The 17,254-nt window shown below is 69.9% G+C and carries 16 protein-coding genes and 1 pseudogene; 9 read left to right on the plus strand and 8 right to left on the minus strand.

Annotated elements, in window-relative coordinates; all coding sequences use genetic code 11:
- Positions 1-13: 13 nt before the first annotated feature.
- From HRU81_08315 to HRU81_08325, 3 genes and pseudogenes are all read right to left on the minus strand, one after another.
- Positions 14-139: pseudogene (locus HRU81_08315) on the minus strand (transposase).
- A gap of 141 nt (positions 140-280) precedes the next feature.
- On the minus strand, positions 281-2,740 hold the full coding sequence (locus HRU81_08320) for a TonB-dependent receptor (GenBank protein QOJ32099.1): 2,460 nt from the start codon (positions 2,738-2,740) through the stop codon (positions 281-283).
- 161 nt (positions 2,741-2,901) lie between these two features.
- Positions 2,902-3,345 carry an OsmC family protein gene (locus HRU81_08325; protein QOJ32100.1) on the minus strand — a complete coding sequence of 148 codons (444 nt, stop codon included), beginning with the start codon at positions 3,343-3,345 and terminating at the stop codon, positions 2,902-2,904.
- Positions 3,346-3,431: 86 nt separating this feature from the next.
- On the opposite strand from HRU81_08325, the gene HRU81_08330 reads away from it, so the two are divergent.
- From HRU81_08330 to HRU81_08370, 9 genes are all read left to right on the plus strand, one after another.
- A complete protein-coding gene (locus HRU81_08330) occupies positions 3,432-4,052 on the plus strand; it encodes a serine/threonine protein kinase (GenBank protein QOJ32101.1) in 621 nt (206 codons plus the stop codon).
- A 5-nt stretch (positions 4,053-4,057) separates the two neighbouring features.
- A complete protein-coding gene (locus HRU81_08335; protein QOJ32102.1) occupies positions 4,058-4,300 on the plus strand; it encodes a hypothetical protein in 243 nt (80 codons plus the stop codon).
- Between the two features lie 6 nt (positions 4,301-4,306).
- Positions 4,307-6,394 (plus strand): TonB-dependent receptor, encoded by a 2,088-nt coding sequence (locus tag HRU81_08340; protein QOJ32103.1) that lies wholly within the window; start codon positions 4,307-4,309, stop codon positions 6,392-6,394.
- Positions 6,395-6,542: 148 nt separating this feature from the next.
- Positions 6,543-7,019, plus strand: coding sequence for a DUF3015 domain-containing protein (locus HRU81_08345; protein ID QOJ32104.1), 477 nt, complete (start codon positions 6,543-6,545; stop codon positions 7,017-7,019).
- A 41-nt stretch (positions 7,020-7,060) separates the two neighbouring features.
- Complete coding sequence (locus tag HRU81_08350; protein ID QOJ32105.1) at positions 7,061-8,950, plus strand: DUF4105 domain-containing protein; 1,890 nt, start codon at positions 7,061-7,063, stop codon at positions 8,948-8,950.
- Between the two features lie 4 nt (positions 8,951-8,954).
- Positions 8,955-9,809, plus strand: coding sequence for an alpha/beta hydrolase (locus tag HRU81_08355; GenBank protein QOJ32106.1), 855 nt, complete (start codon positions 8,955-8,957; stop codon positions 9,807-9,809).
- 219 nt (positions 9,810-10,028) lie between these two features.
- On the plus strand, positions 10,029-11,327 hold the full coding sequence (gene icd / locus HRU81_08360) for an NADP-dependent isocitrate dehydrogenase (GenBank protein ID QOJ32107.1): 1,299 nt from the start codon (positions 10,029-10,031) through the stop codon (positions 11,325-11,327).
- Between the two features lie 52 nt (positions 11,328-11,379).
- Positions 11,380-11,664, plus strand: a complete 285-nt coding sequence (locus HRU81_08365) for a hypothetical protein (GenBank protein ID QOJ32108.1) — start codon at positions 11,380-11,382, stop codon at positions 11,662-11,664.
- Positions 11,661-11,993, plus strand: coding sequence for a hypothetical protein (locus tag HRU81_08370; GenBank protein QOJ32109.1), 333 nt, complete (start codon positions 11,661-11,663; stop codon positions 11,991-11,993). The genes HRU81_08365 and HRU81_08370 overlap by 4 nt, the downstream gene beginning before the upstream one ends.
- Here the strand turns inward: HRU81_08370 and glpD are convergent.
- The 5 genes from glpD to ilvN form a co-directional block, all read right to left on the minus strand.
- Positions 11,984-13,573, minus strand: a complete 1,590-nt coding sequence (gene glpD / locus HRU81_08375) for a glycerol-3-phosphate dehydrogenase (GenBank protein ID QOJ32110.1) — start codon at positions 13,571-13,573, stop codon at positions 11,984-11,986. The two genes, HRU81_08370 and glpD, sit on opposite strands and share 10 nt — an antisense overlap.
- A 69-nt stretch (positions 13,574-13,642) precedes the next feature.
- Positions 13,643-14,161: a hypothetical protein gene (locus HRU81_08380; protein ID QOJ32111.1), complete on the minus strand. Its 519-nt coding sequence runs from the start codon at positions 14,159-14,161 to the stop codon at positions 13,643-13,645.
- A 112-nt stretch (positions 14,162-14,273) separates the two neighbouring features.
- Positions 14,274-15,515 carry a glutamate-5-semialdehyde dehydrogenase gene (locus HRU81_08385; GenBank protein ID QOJ33346.1) on the minus strand — a complete coding sequence of 414 codons (1,242 nt, stop codon included), beginning with the start codon at positions 15,513-15,515 and terminating at the stop codon, positions 14,274-14,276.
- A 28-nt stretch (positions 15,516-15,543) separates the two neighbouring features.
- Positions 15,544-16,713, minus strand: a complete 1,170-nt coding sequence (locus HRU81_08390; GenBank protein QOJ32112.1) for a glutamate 5-kinase — start codon at positions 16,711-16,713, stop codon at positions 15,544-15,546.
- Positions 16,714-16,733: 20 nt separating this feature from the next.
- Entirely contained in the window at positions 16,734-17,237 is a 504-nt protein-coding gene (ilvN, locus tag HRU81_08395) for an acetolactate synthase small subunit (GenBank protein QOJ32113.1), read from the minus strand.
- Positions 17,238-17,254: the final 17 nt, after the last annotated feature.

Here is a 17,254-nt window from a genome sequence, read left to right on the forward strand (position 1 = left end):
GCTTTTTTTTGGTTCATCGCGCAACTCCGGGGAAGGCCGCCCGGATCTTGAGGAAGAAGTACTCCTGGTCGCGGAAGCCGTAGGCCATCCGCTCGATGACCTTGATGCGGTTGTTGATGCCCTCGACGAGGGTGGTCGATGACTTCCCGTTCCATCCCGGCTCTCCCGCTGCCCTGGAGAGCCGACGACAGGCCATTACCCCGCCAGCCTGCGATGAACCAAAAAGAAGGGCGGGCACAATGCCCGCCCTTCGACTTGTCGATGCCGTTCCTGCCTCGTTCTAGCGGAACCTCCAGGTGCCCTGCAGGGTGACGTACCGCGGAGTAGACACCGATGCCGCATGGGCCCGTCCCACCTGGAACGCATGGTTGATCGTCTCCTGGTCGGTGATGTTGCGGCCGATGATCGCTGCCTCCCAGCGGTCATCGACGTCGGCCAGGGCCAGTCGCAGGTCGATCTTGGTGAACTTGCCTTGCTCGTACAGGGGCGACATGTCCTGCGTGATGAAGTAGTCACCCGAATAGGAAACCGCACCGTTGACCAGCAGCCGCAGCGACGAGCTGATCTGGCTGTCCCAGTCGGCGGTCAGCGTGCCCTCGACCTTCGGCGTCCGCTCCAGCGGCTCGCCGGACAGGTCGCCGTTGCCGTTGGTGCAGCCCGGTACCGCCAGGGTGCCATCCTCCTTGATGACCTTGCAGAAGGTGTTCTTGTACTCGTCATAGGTGGCATCGACATAGCCACCACTGAAGCCCAGCGTGAGGTTGTCTGTCGCCCGCCACTGGATATCGGTCTCGATGCCCTTGGTGGTGGCCTGGGCGGCATTGCGGGTGATGAAGCGGATGCCGTCGTACTGGGACGACTGCATGTTCTTGAACTCCGTGTGGAACAGCGCGATGTTCCAGTTCAGGGCGCCATCGAGGAACTTCATCTTGGCGCCGAGCTCCCAGCTCTCCGACTTCTCCGGCTTGTAGTCCCAGACACCGTTGTTCTGCTTCAGCCAGACCCCGGATTGCAGCTGCGCCGGCGTGATGGTCGGCATGCCGGCGTATTCCATGGCCCAGGAACTGACACCGCCCACCGTGGTGGCGGCGACCTGGGCGAGCACGTTCGCGCCGACCAGCTGGTCGTTGGCAATGAACCCGCCGGCCTTGAAGCCCTCTCCATAGGAGATGTAGCTCATGATCTCGTCGGTCAGGTCGTACTGGACGGTGAGAGACGGCAGCGTGTAGCGCTCCTCGCGGTCACCATAGAGGTTGAACTCCGGATAGTTGGCGCCCAGCTGTCCGGGCGGACCGATGGGCGTTGTCGAGTCGGTGACCCGGCTGTAGGTGCTGTTCCTGATCCAGGAGTGCGCATCCATCGTGTCCTTGCCGAGGCGCAGGCCGAGGATGGTCCGCAGCTGATCATCCATGAAATGGAAGGTGCCGGTAGCGTAGGCCGAATAGCTGTCACCCTCGCCCCGGTAGGAGCGCGGGGTTGCGCCGAAGCTCATGCTGTCGAGGTTCGGCGGGTTGGTGTACAGCGTGCCGAACGACGGCATGTAGACACCGGTCTGCTCGATCTTCGAGTTGTCCTTGGAGTAGTAGGCACCAATGACGTAGTCGAACACCCCGCCGGTGGGCGACAGCAGGCGCAGTTCCTGGCTGTACTGCTCGTAGTCCTCCATGATCTGGCTGTCGATCGCCAGCACGGTGGCGACCGTCGCTGCCGTCCGCCGCTTGAAGTCGAAGCCGACGGCGCCGGTGATCGACGTCAGGGTGAAACCGCCGATATCCCAGTCGGCCTGCAGCGCATAGTTCGAGCCATCGGTGTTGTCGTACTGGCCATCCGGCCAGATCACCAGCGCCGAGGTCTTCCAGTCGAGCTTTTCGACCTTGGAAAACGGCACGCCGGCCGTCAGCGGGTTGTAGTAAGCGGTACCGGGATTGCCGCCCCAGGCGATCAACTGGTTGGTGTAACCATCATAGTCCCGGCTGCTCTGCTCGGCCTTCAACTGCACCCGCAGGTTATCCGTCGGCTTCCACTCGAGGATGCCGCGGATCAGTTGCGAATCCACGGCATTCTCGTCCTTGCCCGTGGTGGTGTTCTTGACGTAGCCGTCCAGGTACTCACCCTGGGCCGCCACCCGGAAGCCGAGCGTATCGGTGATCGGACCCGAGAGGATGCCCTTGAGGTTGTAGCCGCCCTCGGCCACTTCAACCCCGGTGCTGACCTCGGCATACAGGTCCTCGGTCGGGCCGTTCGAGATGGTGCTCACCGCGCCGGCGATGGTGTTCTTGCCGAACAGCGCACCCTGCGGGCCACGGACCACCTCGATGCGCGCGACGTCGAACAGCGGGTTCTGGAAGCAGCGTGGCCGCCCGCAGTAGACGCCGTCGGTGAACGTGCCGACCGCGCTCACGAAGGAAAGCTGGCTGGCGCCCGAGCCGATGCCGCGGATGCGGATGGAGTAGCTGCCGAGGGTTTCCTGGATGACCAGGTTGGGCACGTAGTTCTGTACGTCTTCCAGGCCCTTCAGGCCGAACTCCTCGATCGCCTGGCCGCCGATGACCCCGACCGAGATGGGCACGCTCTGCAGCGTCTCCTCGCGCTTGGTCGTGGTGACGATGATTTCGTCCAGCGTGCCTTTGGCTTTCGTCTCCTGCGCAATCGCCTCGCTGCCCAGGCCGGTGCCCAGCATCAATGCCGCACACCCGGCCACCAGCAGACTGCGCCCCTGCATCACGAATCCTGCGGCCATCTTCGGCCCTCCCCAAAATGGTTGTTGCGACTCCCTCGGCGCCCCCGTCACAACGGCTGGCATCCTCATCGCCAGCATCCCGAATGTAACCCATCACCGCCGCTTGTGGGAATAGTATGTTCAAACCCCATGGGGCGGCGGGTTCGTGCCGTGCCAGCCGCCTACGCCACCGTCACGCTCGCCCTGATGGAATGGGCAATGAAGCAGTTGCGGTGGGCGGACTCGTGCAGTCGCCGCAGGTCTTCGGCGCCGGGCTGCATGCCGGCGGCGAATTCCACCACGGGCCTGAGTTCGATGCGGGTGATCGCCAGCCGCCCGTCGGCGTCCTTTTCCAGGTGGCCGACGGCCTGGTCCCGGTAACTGACGACGACGAGTTTCTTCCTGGCGGCGATCGCCAGGAAGGTCAGCATGTGACAGGAGGAGACCGCGGCCACCAGCGCCTCCTCGGGATCGATGCAGCCGGCGCCACCCTTGTAGGCCGGCGCGGCGGATGCGGGCACGACGGGGCCGCCGGCGAATTCCCAGCGGTGGTCGCGCGGATAGTCCTCGGGCTCCATGGCATCGCCGGTGTTCTGCCAGCGGACCAGGGCGGTATGCTCTGACATGGTGACTCCTCATGCCGGCACCGCTGTGCGTGCCGGTTGCAGACGGGGGATCGCCCGGATTCTGCGTGTTTCCCCGGCCGGTTGTCATGCCCATCCAGAGTACCGCCATCCTCGGCACCGTCGTCCTGCTCCCGGGTGAGCCGGCGGTGGCCTGCCGTGACACGGACGCGGCCCGCTGGTGGGCCCGGCCGCTGTCGCGCCGCCTGGCGGCCCGGGAAGCGCGGGCGCTGCGGCGGCTGGCCGGCCTCGATGGCGTCCCCCGCCTGCTCGGCTGGGACGGCCGGCGACTGACCCGCAGTGCCATCGCTGGCCGCACCCTGCGCGAAGCCCGGCCCGTGGACCCGGCCTACTACCGCTTCGCGCTGCGGCTGCTGGTGCGCATGCACCGGCGCGGCGTGGCCCACAACGACCTCGCCCGCGAGCCGAACTGGCTGGTGACAGATGCCGGCGCGCCTGCGCTCATCGACTTCCAGCTCGCCTGGATCGATCCCGGCCGAGGACGGCTGTTCCGGCTGATGGCGCGCGAGGACCTGCGCCACCTCCTCAAGCACAAGCGCCAGTACTGCCCCGACCGGCTCACCGCGCGGCAGCGCCGGCTGCTGGCCCGGCCCAGTGCCGCGGCACGCGCCTGGCGCTGGACCTTGCAGCCGCTCGGCCGCAGACTTCGCGGCTGGCTCGGGCACGACAGCCGGGCAAGGCAGGAGTGATGACAGTGGAAGTTTCCCAGCCCAACAACGCCAGCCACCCGCCGGCCAAGGAACTGCGCTTCGGCATCCGCGTCAGCGCGCCGCCGGAGGATCCCTTCACACGGCTCGTGGATGCCGGCTGGCACACCGAGCACTGGTACGCCACCCGTGCCGAACGCGACAGCGTGCTGCAGGACATGGGCTCGCGGCATCGCTACTCGCGCGGCAGCGACCTGCCGAGCGTGGTGCTGGAACCGATCGAGCGCTGACCGCGCGTGCGGGGCCGGTCGCATCCTGGCAGGGCACTGGCCACGGTCCTGCTGGCGTGCTGGCTGGCCAGCGCCACCGCCGCGGGCAGCGACGGGCCCCTCTCCCCGCAGATCCTCGTCACCGCCACCCGCGAACCGGTTGCCGGCATCGACCTGCTCGGCAACACCGCGCGCATCGACGCCGGGCGCATCGGCCTGGTCGGCGCCACGCATCCGGTGGAGCTCGGCATGCAGGCTGCCGGCACCTGGCTGGAGCGCGGCTCGGGCCAGGAAAGCCTGCCGGCGATCCGCTCGCCGGTGCTCACCGGCCCCGGCTCCTGCGGTGCCTTCCTCATGCTGGAAGATGGCATCCCGGTAAGGCCCGCAGGATTCTGCAACGTCAACGAGCTGTTCGAGATCCTCACCGAGCAGGCGATCGCCATGGAAGTGGTACGCGGACCGGCGAAGGCCGCCTACGGCGCCAACGGCCTGCACGGCACGCTGAACTTCCTGCTGCCCGCGCCCGGTGGACCGGCGGGATTCTCCGGGAGCCTCGAGGCGGGGCCATACGATTACTGGCGCGGCATCGGCCAGTGGCGCGGCCCGCTCGGCGATGACGCGGCGGTGGCCGGCCTGCTGCTCAACCACGACGGCGACTTCCGCGACGATGCCGGCTACGACCAGGCCAAGGGCTTCTTCCGGCTCGCACACGACAGCGCCGCCGGAACGCTGGAAGCCGGTTTCGCCGGCACGGTGCTCGACCAGGAGACTGCCGGGTACATCGTCGGCCAGGACGCCTACAAGGACGAGACGCTGCGGCGGCAGAACCTCAATCCCGAGGCCTACCGCAAGGCCGACAGCGAGCGGCTCGACCTGCGCTTCACGCCGGCCGCGGGGCAGCCGCTGGCCGGCACGGACCTGCGCGCCTGGCTGCACCGCTCGGGCATGGACTTCCTGCAGCACTTCCTGCCCGGCAAGCCCCGCGAGGAAAACGGCCAGTGGAGCACCGGCCTCATGGCCACCCGCCACGTCCCGCTCGGCGGCGGCCGGGCACTCACCTCCGGCGTCGACCTCGAGCTCGCCCGCGGCTACCTGAAGGAAACCCAGGCCGGCGATTCCGGCATCGGCAGCCTGCCGGCCGGCCGCCACTACGACTACGACGCCACCAGCTACCTTGCCGGCGGCTTCGCTCAGCTGCGGCTGCCGCTCGGCACCGGCTGGTTCGCCGAGGCCGGCCTGCGCGCCGAGATGATGCGCTACGACTACGACAACCACATGATCGATGGCAACACGCGTGACGATGGCACGCCGTGCACCCCGGGTCCCTGCCGCTACAGCCGGCCGGCCGACCGGCAGGACGACTTCTTCAACCTGGCGCCGAACGCCGGCCTGTTGTGGCACATCACGCCAGGCCTGTCGGCCTATGCGAGCCTCGCCCGCGGCTTCCGCCCGCCGCAGGCGGCCGAGCTCTATCGCCTGCAATCGCAGCAGGTGCGCGCCGACCTGGAATCCGAGACGCTGGACAGCGCGGAGCTGGGCCTGCACTGGCTGAGCGCCACCACCCGCATCGAGGCCGTCGGCTACACCATGAAGAAGCACCATGTCATCTTCCAGGACGCCAGCCGCTTCAACGTCGGCGACGGCCGCACGCGCCACCGTGGCCTGGAACTGCAGGCGCAGCGGCAATGGTCATCCGGCCTCTATGCCGGACTGGCCGGCAGCTACTCCCGCCAGACCTACGCCTTCGATGCCGTCACGCCCGGCGGTGAGCCGATTCGTTCCGGCGAAGACATCGACACGGCACCGCGCACGCTCGGCAGCGCGCATCTCGGCTTCGCCCGGGGCCGCGCCACCGCCGAGCTGGAGTGGGTCCATATCGGCAGCTACAGCCTCGATGTCGGCAACACCACCCGCTACGACGGCCACGACCTGCTCAACCTGCGCGGCAGCTGGCGCCTGTCGGCGGACTGGACGCTCACGGCACGGATCGACAACCTGGCCGACAGGCTCTATGCCGAACGCGCCGACTATGTCGCCTTCCCGGCTCCAACCTATCGCTACTTCCCGGGGCGGGAGCGCGAGCTGTATCTGGAAATCGCCTGGCGCACGCCCTGAGCGCAGCCCACCGGATCGATGGCGTCACACGACCGTGCACCAGGCCGCTCGCGGCATGCCGCGACTGTGCTAGTCTCCCCCGCGCGGTCGCGATACATCATCCGGGGATGATGCGGGTCCGCGATTTCTGTTTCACACGGGAGGTCACATGAAGCGAATCTTGATGGTTGCGGCCCTCATGGGCACGTCTGCGGTGGCGTTCGCCGAAGCACCGGGCGGACCGAACTGCGGCTGGGGCAACATGCTGATGAACGGGCAGTCCGGCCTCGGCGCCCACATCGTCGCCAGCCTCACCAACGGCACTTCCGGCAATGCCACCTTCGGCATGACCACCGGAACCAACGGCTGCTCGGCGAACGGCAAGCTGACCTACGGCGGCAAGTCGCTCATCGGCGCCGTGATGGACGAGTTCAGCGAGGACGTGGCGCGTGGTGACGGCGAGGCCCTGACGGCGGTGGCCGTCGCCATGGGCGTCGACGAAGCCGACCGCACCGCGTTCAAGCAGCTGATGCACGACAATTTCGCCACCCTGTTTCCCTCGGCCGATGTCACCGCCGAGCAGGTGAGCGATCGCGTCGTGGAACTGATGCGCGGGCACGAGCAGCTCGCGCACTACGTATCCTGACCTGATGGCCCGCCGGAGCGGCCCCGACAGGGGCCGCTCCGGTGCGGCTCGCCGAGGTGCCCCCGCCGTCCGCGCGCATCGGCCGTGCCCGCCACGCGGGCCTGGCCCTGGGGCTGCTGCTGGCCGCGGCGGCACCCGCCGCCCCCGTCATCGACACCGATGGCCCGGAGGTGGCGGCGCTGGCCGGGCAGCGCGAATGGTTGCAGCTGCTGCACTACACGCCGTCCTGGATTCCCGGCCGGCTGCGCAACTTCGTCGACGATCCCGGTTTCTTCCTCAGCCCGCGCGGTGCGCAGGACCCGGCCGCTGAACTCGCGGCGACGCTCGCGGCGTTGCGCATCGATGCCGCCACCCAGTGCCGCTTCCCGGCACGCACGCAGTGGCTCCGCGCACGCCTGCCGGGGCTGGCCGCCACGCTGCCGCCCGCCAGTTGCCCGGAGTACGAGGAGTGGCGGAGCGTGCTGGCGGTGCGCGAAGCCGTGCTGGTGTTCGCCTCCAGCTACCTCAACAGCCCGTCGTCGATGTACGGGCACACCTTCCTGCGCTTCGATTCGGCCACGCCTGAACGGCGCACGCCACTGCTCTCCTGGGCGCTGAATTTCGGCGCCACGGTGCCGCCCGACGAGAACGGCTTCGTCTACGCCTGGCGCGGGCTGTTCGGCGGCTACCCCGGGCGCTTCGCCGCCGGCCCGTACTTCGAGAAGCTGCGCGAGTATTCCCGCCTGGAGAGCCGCGACCTCTGGGAATACCGCCTCGATCTCGACGCCGCCGAACTCGATCGCCTGCTGGCCCATGCCTGGGAACTGCGCGACATCAACTTCGACTACTACTTCTTCGACGAGAACTGCTCGCTGCGGCTGCTGGAACTGCTCGACGTCGCACGCCCCGGCCACGACCTCGCCGACCGGTTCCCGAACTACGCGATCCCGATCGACACCGTGCGCGCCGTGATCGACGCGGGCATGGTCGCCGATGTCGCCTGGCGGCCGGCCACGCGCACCACGCTGCGCTGGCAGATTGCGCAGCTCGACGCCGCGGAGCGCCAGCTGGCCCGGCAGCTGGCCGACGACCCCGACGCCGATCCCCGGGCGTTTGCCGCGCTGGCCCCCGCGCGCCAGCGGCTGGTGGCCGAAGTCGCCTACCAGTACCTGCGCGACCGCGCCGTGCATGCGCCGACCACCGAGGCGCTCGGCCGGCGGAATTTCGCACTGCTGCAGCGCCTGGAACAGACGGCGGGCGCACCGGCACCGGCGCCGGCGCCACGGCCGGCGGCACCGGAGACCGGCCACCGCACCGGGCTGGTCGCGGTCGCGGCCGGGCTGGAGGAATCGCGGGGCTTCGGCGACCTGGAGTGGCGCATCAGCTACCACGACCTGCTCGACCCGGCACCGGGCTATCCCGCCGGCGCCTCGCTCAACATGGCGCGCTTCGTCGTGCGGCTCAGGGAAGGCGGCACCCTGCAGCTGCAGCGCTTCGACGCGCTCGAGATCACCTCGCTGGCAGCGCGCGACCTGTTCTTCCGCGGCTGGTCCTGGCGGGTGAACGCGGGCCTGGAGCGGCAATGGGTCGATGGCGACGACGTGCTCGCCACCCAGGCCAACGCCGGCTTCGGCGGCAGCTGGGCGCCCCGGCCGGCGCTGCTGCTCTACGCCCTCGGCACCGGGCGGCTGGAGGCCAACCACGCGCTCGACCATTCCCTGGACCTCGCCCCCGGCCTGGCCGTCGGCCTGAGGCTGGAGAGCGGCGCCGGCATCACGCTCGCCAGCGCCGACTACTACCATTTCACCGGCGGCGAGGAGCGAACCGAGCTCGCGCTGCGCCACGAAGTGGTGCTCGGCGCCAACCTCGGCCTGCGCCTGCAGCTCGTGCGGCGCGTCAACGACCACGACCGCGTCGACGAGGCGAGCCTCGCGCTGCGCTACCATTTCTGAGCCCATGGCCACGCTGCTCCGCCGGCTTTCCCTGCTGTTGCTGCCACTGCTGCTCGGCAGTTGCGGCAGGCTGCTGTTCGTGCCGATGAAGCCGCTGCTGCGCACGCCCGCCGAGCTCGGCCTGCAGTACCGGGACGTGACACTGCAGGCGGCCGACGGCACCCGGCTCGCGGCCTGGTGGCTGCCGGCGCAGGGCGAGCCGCAGGGCACGGTGCTGTTCCTGCACGGCAATGCCGAGAACATCAGCACGCACATCGCCAGCGTGTGGTGGCTGCCGGCCGCGGGCTACCAGGTGCTGCTGCTCGACTACCGCGGCTTCGGCGACTCGCAGGGCAGCCCGCGGCTGCCCGCGGTGTTCGGCGACATCCGTGCCGCGCTCGACTGGCTGGCGACCGACCCGGAGAGCCGCGGCCGGCCGCTTTACCTGCTCGGGCAGAGCCTCGGTGCCTCGCTCGGCGGCTACCTCGCCGGCTCGGACCCGGCGGTGCGCGCGCGCTTCGCCGGCGTGGTGCTCGACGCCGGCTTCGCCCGCTACGGCTGGATCGCCCGCGAGGTCGCCAGCCGCAGCTGGCTGACCTGGCCCCTGCAGTGGCCGATCGCCTGGAGCATGCCCGACGGCTACGACCTGCTCGACCAGGTCGGCCACATCAGTCCGGTGCCGCTGCTGCTGATCCACGGCCGCAGCGACCCGATCGTCGGCTTCCACCACGCCGAGTCGCTGCGGGCAGCGGCACGCCCGCCCAGCGCCCTGCTGGCCTACGACGGCGGGCATATCGACAGCTTCCGCCAGCCGCTGGTCCGCGCGGCCCTGCTGCGCTTCCTCGCCGAGCCGTCCCGCGTCGAGGACATCGCCCGCTGAGATCCCCTGCCGGGATCGGGAAATGTACGTAGGCCGGCCCAGGGACCGGCCCCGCGGGCATCGACGCGGTTGGCAGGACCCGCCCAACTCACGATAATTGGCGCCCTCTGACGGTGCCGGTGTTCACTTGTTGCCTTGTTGGCCTGCCTTGGCAGACCAACAAGGCAACAAGTGAACACCGGCACCCTTGTAATCTGTCGATTCAAGGAGTCCGTTCCCATGGCCGAGCCGAAGATCACTGCCCCCGCGGGCGGCGCGAAGATCAGCATCCAGAATGGCAAGCTGCGCGTGCCCGAGAACCCGATCATCCCCTTCATCGAGGGTGACGGCACCGGTCCGGACATCTGGCGCGCATCGGTGCGGGTGCTCGACGCGGCGGTGGCCCGCGCCTACGGCGGCAAGCGCAGGATCCACTGGGTGGAAGTCTTCGCCGGCCAGAAGGCCTTCGACCAGTTCAACAACTGGCTGCCCGACGCCACGGTGGAAGCCTGCCGCGAGTACCTGGTCTCCATCAAGGGTCCGCTCACCACGCCCATCGGCGGCGGCATCCGCTCGCTCAACGTGGCGCTGCGCCAGCTGCTCGACCTCTACGTCTGCCTGCGCCCGGTGCGCTGGTTCGAGGGCGTGCCCTCGCCGGTGCGCAACCCGGCCAGCGTCGACATGGTCATCTTCCGCGAGAACACCGAGGACATCTACGCCGGCATCGAGTTCGAGGCGGGCTCGGAGGCCAATCGCCGCTTCCTCGAGCTGTTCAAGGCCAACTTCGCCAAGGAGTTCGGCAAGATCCGCTTCCCCGCCAGCTCCGGCATCGGCATCAAGCCGGTCTCGAAGGACGGCACCGAGAGGCTGTTCCGCGCGGCGATCGAGTACGCCGTCGCCAACCAGCGCAAGAGCGTCACCATCGTCCACAAGGGCAACATCATGAAGTTCACGGAAGGCGCCTTCCGGAACTGGAGCTACGAGCTCGCCGAGCGCGAGTTCGGCGGCAAGGTCTACACCTGGGAGCAGTGGGAGAAGACCAAGGCCGCGAAGGGCGAGAAGGCCGCCAACGAGGAGCAGGATGCGGCGCTGAAGGCCGGCCGCGTGCTCATCAAGGACACCATCGCCGACATCACCCTGCAGCAGGTGCTGACCCGGCCGAAGGAGTTCGATGTCATCGCCACCATGAACCTCAATGGCGACTACCTCTCCGACGCGCTTGCCGCCCAGGTTGGCGGCATCGGCATCGCCCCGGGCGCCAACATCAACTACGTCACCGGCCACGCGGTCTTCGAGGCCACCCACGGCACCGCGCCCAAGTACGCCAACCTCGACAAGGTCAATCCGGGTTCAGTGATCCTCTCGGGCGAGATGATGCTGCGCTACATGGGCTGGACCGAGGCCGCCGACCTCATCATCTCCGCCATGGACAAGACCATCGGCCAGAAGACGGTGACCTATGACTTCGCGCGCCTCATGGACGGCGCCCGCGAGGTCAAGTGCTCCGAGTTCGGCGACCGGCTGATCCAGAACCTGTAGCAGGCTCCCGCGCGGGTGACAGCCGCGCGGGAAAGCGCTAGGCTCCCCGCCCATGCTGAAGCCCGCACAGTACTGGATCCTCACCGGCGCCGGCATCCTCGCCGTGGCGCTGGCCGTCACCAACATGTTCATGGTCCAGGCCAACACCACGCTGAAGACCGAGGCCGCTTCGCGGGCCCAGTACATCCAGCAGAGCATCGCCATGGAGCAGCTCTACGGGCAGATCGTCCAGGAGCTGGCGCAGCGCGCGGTACGCACGCAGGACGAGCAGGTGCGCGACCTGCTGGCGGCCGAGGGCATCAAGATCGACCCGGCTGCGGGCGGGGCGCCACGATGAGCGAGGGCAACCAGAACGCGTTCCTGCCGCTGATGCTGCTGGCCATCGCCGTCATCGGCTGGAGCGGCTTCCAGACCACGCAGCTGGTCATCGAGCGCGGCAAGCTGCGCGAAGCCATCAGCGGCCAGGAAGCCCAGGTCGACCAGTCGGCCAGGCTGCGCGAGCGCATGGATTCCCTCGCCGGCCGGATCGCCCGGCTCGCCAAGGGCGGCAATGCCAACGCCACCATCATCGTCGAGGAGCTGCGCAAGCGCGGCATCACCCTCAGCGACCAGCCGCCCCCCGCGGCTGGCGCCGCCCCCGCGGGGGACGCGGCGCCTCAGCGCTGAACCGGCAGGCGCAGCGCCGCGGTTTCCGCGAGGAAGCCGGCGCGCTCCGCCTCGCAGCGTCCCGCATCCCAGCCGAGCTGCCGCGCCGCGACCCGCAGCGCCTCGTCGAGCACGCTGGCACCGAGATCGGCGCCGAGCCCCAGCATCGTCCGCCGCATCAGGCAGTCGGCCAGGCTGGTGGCGAACTCCTCCTCGAAGGCATGCACCACTTCGGCGGCGATGGCGGTCCCGTTGCCCAGCGTGGCACCCAGCGCCGGCTCGCGGGCGACGAGCGCGGCAACGCCGTCCGCCCGGCTGCCGTAGAGACCGACCAGGCGCGCCGCCACCGCGCCATCCAGGCCGGTGCGGGCCGTGATGTCGGCCGCCAGCGGCACCGGATCGGCGAGCGCGCCCGGCAGCGATTCCCGGGCCGTGCTGCATTCGGCGAGATCGCGCCCGATACGCCGTGCCAGCCGGTCCACCACCTGTTCGGCGAGGCTGCGGTAGGTGGTCAGCTTGCCGCCGATGACCGAATACAGGCCGCGGGCCACCGTGCGGTGGTGGCGCAGCTGGTGTCGCCGGGTGATCGCCGCCTGGTCCTTGCCCGCCGCCGCGGGCAGCGGGCGCACACCCACGTAGCTGTAGTGGACCCCGGCGCGTGACAGCGGGGCGCCGGGAAACAGCCTGCGGGCCTCGGCCAGCAGGTAGTCGACCTCGGCCGGATCGCTGCGCACCTCGCCGGGATTGCCGGCAAAAGGAATGTCGGTGGTGCCGATCAGCGTCATGCCGTTCCAGGGGATGATGAAAAAGGGCCGGCCATCGGCCGCTGCCTCCGCATAACAGGCGCTCGCGCCGAGCCCTGGCAGCGGCGCGGTGACGAGGTGAGTGCCCTTCGAGCCGCCGATGAACCGGCGCTGGCGCCGGCCGGCCAGGCTGTCGAGCAGCTGATCCACCCAGGGCCCGGCTGCGTTCACCACCAGGGGAGCCGCCAGCGTCTCCGTGGTACCGCGACGCAGGTCGCTCGCCAGTACGCCCCTCACCCGGCCGGCCTCGACGAGCACGCGCTGCACCCGGGTGTGCAGGCGGATGACGGCGCCGGCGGCGCTGGCCGCGAGCAGGTTCTCCAGCACCAGCCGCTCGGGGAAGCGGACCTGGGCATCGTGGTAGGCCGCGGCACCGCGCAGGCCCGCGACATCGAGGCCGGGCATCTCCTGGCGCGTGGCCGCGGCATCCAGCATGCGGTGCGATGGCAGGGACTTGCCGGCGGACAGCAGGTCGTAGAGCCACATGCCGGCGCGGACGGTCAGCGGGCCACGGCGTGCCCCGGCCAGCAGCGGGATCAGCAGCGGCAGCGGCCGCACCAGGTGCGGCGCCGTGCGCAGCAGCACCTCGCGCTCGTGCAGGGACTCGCGCACCAGCCCGAACTCGGCGAACTCCAGGTAGCGCAGGCCGCCGTGGACGAGACGGCTGCACCAGCGCGACGTGGCGCCGCAGAGGTCGCCCTGCTCCAGCAGGCACACCCGCAGGCCGCGCAGCGAGGCATCGCGGGCGATACCGGCGCCGTTGATGCCGCCGCCGATGATGATGACGTCGAAGTCCAACCGTGGATCTCCCGCCCCGCGCGGGGCGAGCCTAGCATGACACCGGGCACGACGCCCGGCCGGGCGCTGCTACGGACTGACGACGTCGACGCCGGAGTGCAGGACCTCGATCTCCATCTGCAGGTCCTTGGCCTGGCGCTGCGCCTGGGCGAGTTGCGAGGCGCGTTCCGCCAGCTGTTCGCGCAAGGCCTGCAGCTGCGGAGCCTGCTGCCCGAGCTGGCCTTCCAGCGCGAGGATGCGCTCGTCCCGCTCGAGGACCTGCTGCTGGAGTTCGCGGAGCTGGTCGGCCCCCTGGCTGGCCTGCTGTTCCCTGGCCTCGCGCTCGGCGCGGGCCTGGTCGAGCAGGCGGTTGGCGACCCGCAGCTCTTCCTGCAGCGAGCGCACGCGGTTGTCGCTCTCCACGCGCCGCTCGCCGGATACCTGCGGCTGGTAACGGCGCCGGCCGGTGAGGCGGTCGCGCAGCTGCCCGGCGACATCATGCAGGCTGGACTTGAAGTCGCCACCGAGGCTGAGCACGTAGAACAGGCCGACGGTGACACTCAATGCCACGCCGAACAACGCGCCCATGAAGATGAAGGCCCCGTACATGGCCCCGAGGCTAGCGCGCCCGCCGCGGGCGATTCTGCGGCACAGGTCGCAGGTGCCGCACCCTGCTTCAGCCAGGCGTGCGGACTGATAGGCAGGTCACAGGCGGCGGCGATCAGGGCCGTGTCTGGCCGCTGCCCAGTACCAGGTACTTGAAGCTGGTCAACTGCTCGGCGCCCACCGGGCCGCGCGCATGGACCCGGCCGGTGGCGATGCCGATCTCCGCCCCCATGCCGAACTCCCCGCCATCGGCGAACTGCGTGGAGGCGTTGTGCAGCAGGATGGCGCTGTCGAGGTCGCGGAAGAACCGCGCCACGGCGGCCTGGTCCTCGGCGATGATCGCCTCGGTGTGGCCCGAGCCGTAGCGGCTGATGTGGTCGACCGCCTCCTCCACGCCGGCGACCACGCGGATGGAGATCACCGCGTCGAGGTACTCGGTGCGCCAGTCCTGCTCGGTGGCCGGTTTCGCGCGCGGATCGCGCGCGCAGACCTCGGCGTCGCCGCGCAGCTCGCAGCCGGCCGCCACCAGCGCATCGGCGATGGGTGCGTAGTGCGTCGCCAGGCAGGCCCGGTCGATGAGCAGCGTCTCGGTGGCACCGCAGATGCCGGTGCGGCGCATCTTGGCATTGAGCGCCACCTGCGTCGCCATGGCGACATCCGCCGAGCGGTGCACATAGGTGTGGCAGATGCCCTCGAGATGGCCGATGACCGGCACCCGCGCATCCCTCAGCACCCGCTCGATCAGGCTGCGCCCGCCGCGCGGCACCACCACGTCGACGAACTCCTGCATCTGCCCGAGCAGCAGGCCCACGGCATCGCGGTCCGTGGTCGGCACCATCTGGATGGCATCCTGCGGCAGCCCCGCCTCGCGCAGCCCCTGCTGCAGGCAGCGGTGGATGGCGCTGCTGGAATGGAAACTCTCCGAGCCGCCACGCAGGATCACCGCATTGCCCGACTTCAGGCACAGCGCGCCGGCATCCGCGGTGACGTTGGGCCGGCTCTCGTAGATGATGCCGATGACGCCCAGCGGCACGCGCACGCGGCGGATCCTCAGGCCGTTCGGCCGCGTCCACTCGGCCATCACCTGGCCGACGGGGTCGGGCAGCGCCACGACCTCGTCGATGCTGCGGGCGATCGCCTCGACCCGCCCGGCATCGAGCAGCAGGCGGTCGAGCAATGCCTTCGAGAGGCCGCGCTGGCGCGCCGCGGCCATGTCCTGTGCGTTCGCGGCGACGATCTCCGCGGTGCCCGCGCGGATCGCGGCCGCGCCGGCCCGCAGCGCCGCATCCTTCTGCGCCGTGGTCGCGCGCGCCAGTTCCCGCGCCGCGGCCCGGGCCCGCAGGCCGAGGTCGCGCATCAGCTCCGGCAGCGCGACGGCGCCGGCGTCAGTGGCTGTGCTCATGGTTCGTCCCGTTCAGCAGCACCAGGTTGTCCCGGTGGATCATTTCCTCGCGCCCGCGGTAGCCGAGCAGCTCGCCGATCTCCTCGCTGTGGCGCCCCTGGATGCGCCGCGCCTCCTCGCTGTCATAGGCGACGAGGCCGCGGGCGAGATCCCGCCCCTCGCGGTTGCGCACCGTGACCGCATCACCGCGGCCGAACCGCCCCTCCACCGCCACCACGCCGACCGGCAGCAGGCTGCGTCCACCGGCGAGCGCGCGCTCCGCGCCGGCATCGATGGTGAGATGCCCGCGCGGCTTGAGCGTGCCGGCAATCCACTGCTTGCGCGCCGCCAGCGGCGAACCGGTGCTGACGAACCAGGTGCAGGGCTTGCCGGCCTCGATGGCGGCGAGCGGCCGCAGCCGCTTGCCGCTGGCGATGACCGTGTCGCAGCCCGCGGAGAGCGCCATGCGCGCGGCCGCCAGCTTGGTAACCATGCCGCCGGAGCCGAACTCGGTGCCCGAGGCGCCGGCCAGCGCCTCGATGTCCGGCGTGATCTCGCGCACCTCCGGGATCAGGCGCGCATCGGGCTGGCGTGTGGGATCGGCATCGTAGAGGCCATCGACGTCGGAAAGCAGCACCAGCACGTCGGCGCTCACCATCTCGGCCACCCGGGCGCCGAGCCGGTCGTTGTCGCCGTAGCGGATCTCGGCAGTGGCCACCGTGTCGTTCTCGTTGATGACCGGCACCACGCCCAGCTCCAGCAGGGTCTGCAGGGTGTTGCGGGCATTGAGGTAGCGGCGCCGGCTCTCGGTGTCCTCCAGGGTCAGCAGCACCTGCGCCACCTTGATGTCGTGGCGGTTGAGCAGCTCCTGGTAGGCGTGGGCGAGGATGACCTGCCCGGCGGCGGCGGCGGCCTGCTGTTCCTCGAGCTTGCGCTGTTCCGGGCGCAGGCCGAGGTAGCGCCGGCCGAGGGCGATGGCGCCGGAGGACACCAGCACCAGCTGCTGGCCGCGGCTGCGCATGCGCGCGATCTCGCGTACCAGCGATTGCAGCCACTTGCGGTGCAGCCTGCCGGTGGACTTCTCCACCAGCAGCGAGGAACCGACCTTGACCACCACGCGGGATGCCTCGCGGAGGCGTGAATCATCCCTGCGGCGGCGCGCGCGGCTGGCCATGCTGAGACTCGCTGCCGGCGTCAGTCGACGGCAGCGGTGACCGTCTGGGCGCCGCGGCCGATGGCCATCGGGCCGCTGCGCACGACGGTGAGGATGGTGGCCAGGTTCGACATCTTCTCGACGAATTCGTCGATGCGGCCGCAGGTGCTGGTCAGCTCGACGGTGAAGGTCGCGCGGTTGTCATCCAGCACCCGCGCACCCTCGCGTTTCACCAGCTCGGCCACCTTCTCCCAGGCGGCATCGGCCACCCGCGTCTTCAGCAGCAGCAGCTCGCGCTCGATGTGGTCGCCACCGGTCATGTCGGCCATGTTGACGACGTCCACGAGCTTCAGCAGCTGCTTGCTGATCTGGTCCACCACCTGGTCCGAGCCGTGGGTCACCAGCGTGAGGCGGGAGAAGCGCGCGTCCTCGGTGGGTGCCACGCTCAGCGACTCGATGTTGTAGCCGCGGGTCGAGAACAGCGAGGCCACCCGGGTCAGGGCGCCCGCCTCGTTCTGCAGCAGGATGGACATGATATGGCGCATGGACTTGCGACCGCCCG

Source organism: Gammaproteobacteria bacterium, assembly GCA_015709695.1.
Classification (GTDB): Bacteria; Pseudomonadota; Gammaproteobacteria; order Steroidobacterales.

Coding starts and splice junctions, on each gene's coding strand:
- HRU81_08390 (QOJ32112.1), bottom strand. CDS start 16,713: ATGGCCAGCCGCGCGCGCCGCCGCAGGGATGATTCACGCCTCCGCGAG.
- HRU81_08345 (QOJ32104.1), top strand. CDS start 6,543: ATGAAGCGAATCTTGATGGTTGCGGCCCTCATGGGCACGTCTGCGGTG.
- HRU81_08385 (QOJ33346.1), bottom strand. CDS start 15,515: ATGCGCGACCTCGGCCTGCGGGCCCGGGCCGCGGCGCGGGAACTGGCG.
- HRU81_08330 (QOJ32101.1), top strand. CDS start 3,432: ATGCCCATCCAGAGTACCGCCATCCTCGGCACCGTCGTCCTGCTCCCG.
- HRU81_08365 (QOJ32108.1), top strand. CDS start 11,380: ATGCTGAAGCCCGCACAGTACTGGATCCTCACCGGCGCCGGCATCCTC.
- HRU81_08325 (QOJ32100.1), bottom strand. CDS start 3,345: ATGTCAGAGCATACCGCCCTGGTCCGCTGGCAGAACACCGGCGATGCC.
- ilvN (QOJ32113.1), bottom strand. CDS start 17,237: ATGCGCCATATCATGTCCATCCTGCTGCAGAACGAGGCGGGCGCCCTG.
- HRU81_08355 (QOJ32106.1), top strand. CDS start 8,955: ATGGCCACGCTGCTCCGCCGGCTTTCCCTGCTGTTGCTGCCACTGCTG.
- HRU81_08370 (QOJ32109.1), top strand. CDS start 11,661: ATGAGCGAGGGCAACCAGAACGCGTTCCTGCCGCTGATGCTGCTGGCC.
- HRU81_08320 (QOJ32099.1), bottom strand. CDS start 2,740: ATGGCCGCAGGATTCGTGATGCAGGGGCGCAGTCTGCTGGTGGCCGGG.
- HRU81_08380 (QOJ32111.1), bottom strand. CDS start 14,161: ATGTACGGGGCCTTCATCTTCATGGGCGCGTTGTTCGGCGTGGCATTG.
- icd (QOJ32107.1), top strand. CDS start 10,029: ATGGCCGAGCCGAAGATCACTGCCCCCGCGGGCGGCGCGAAGATCAGC.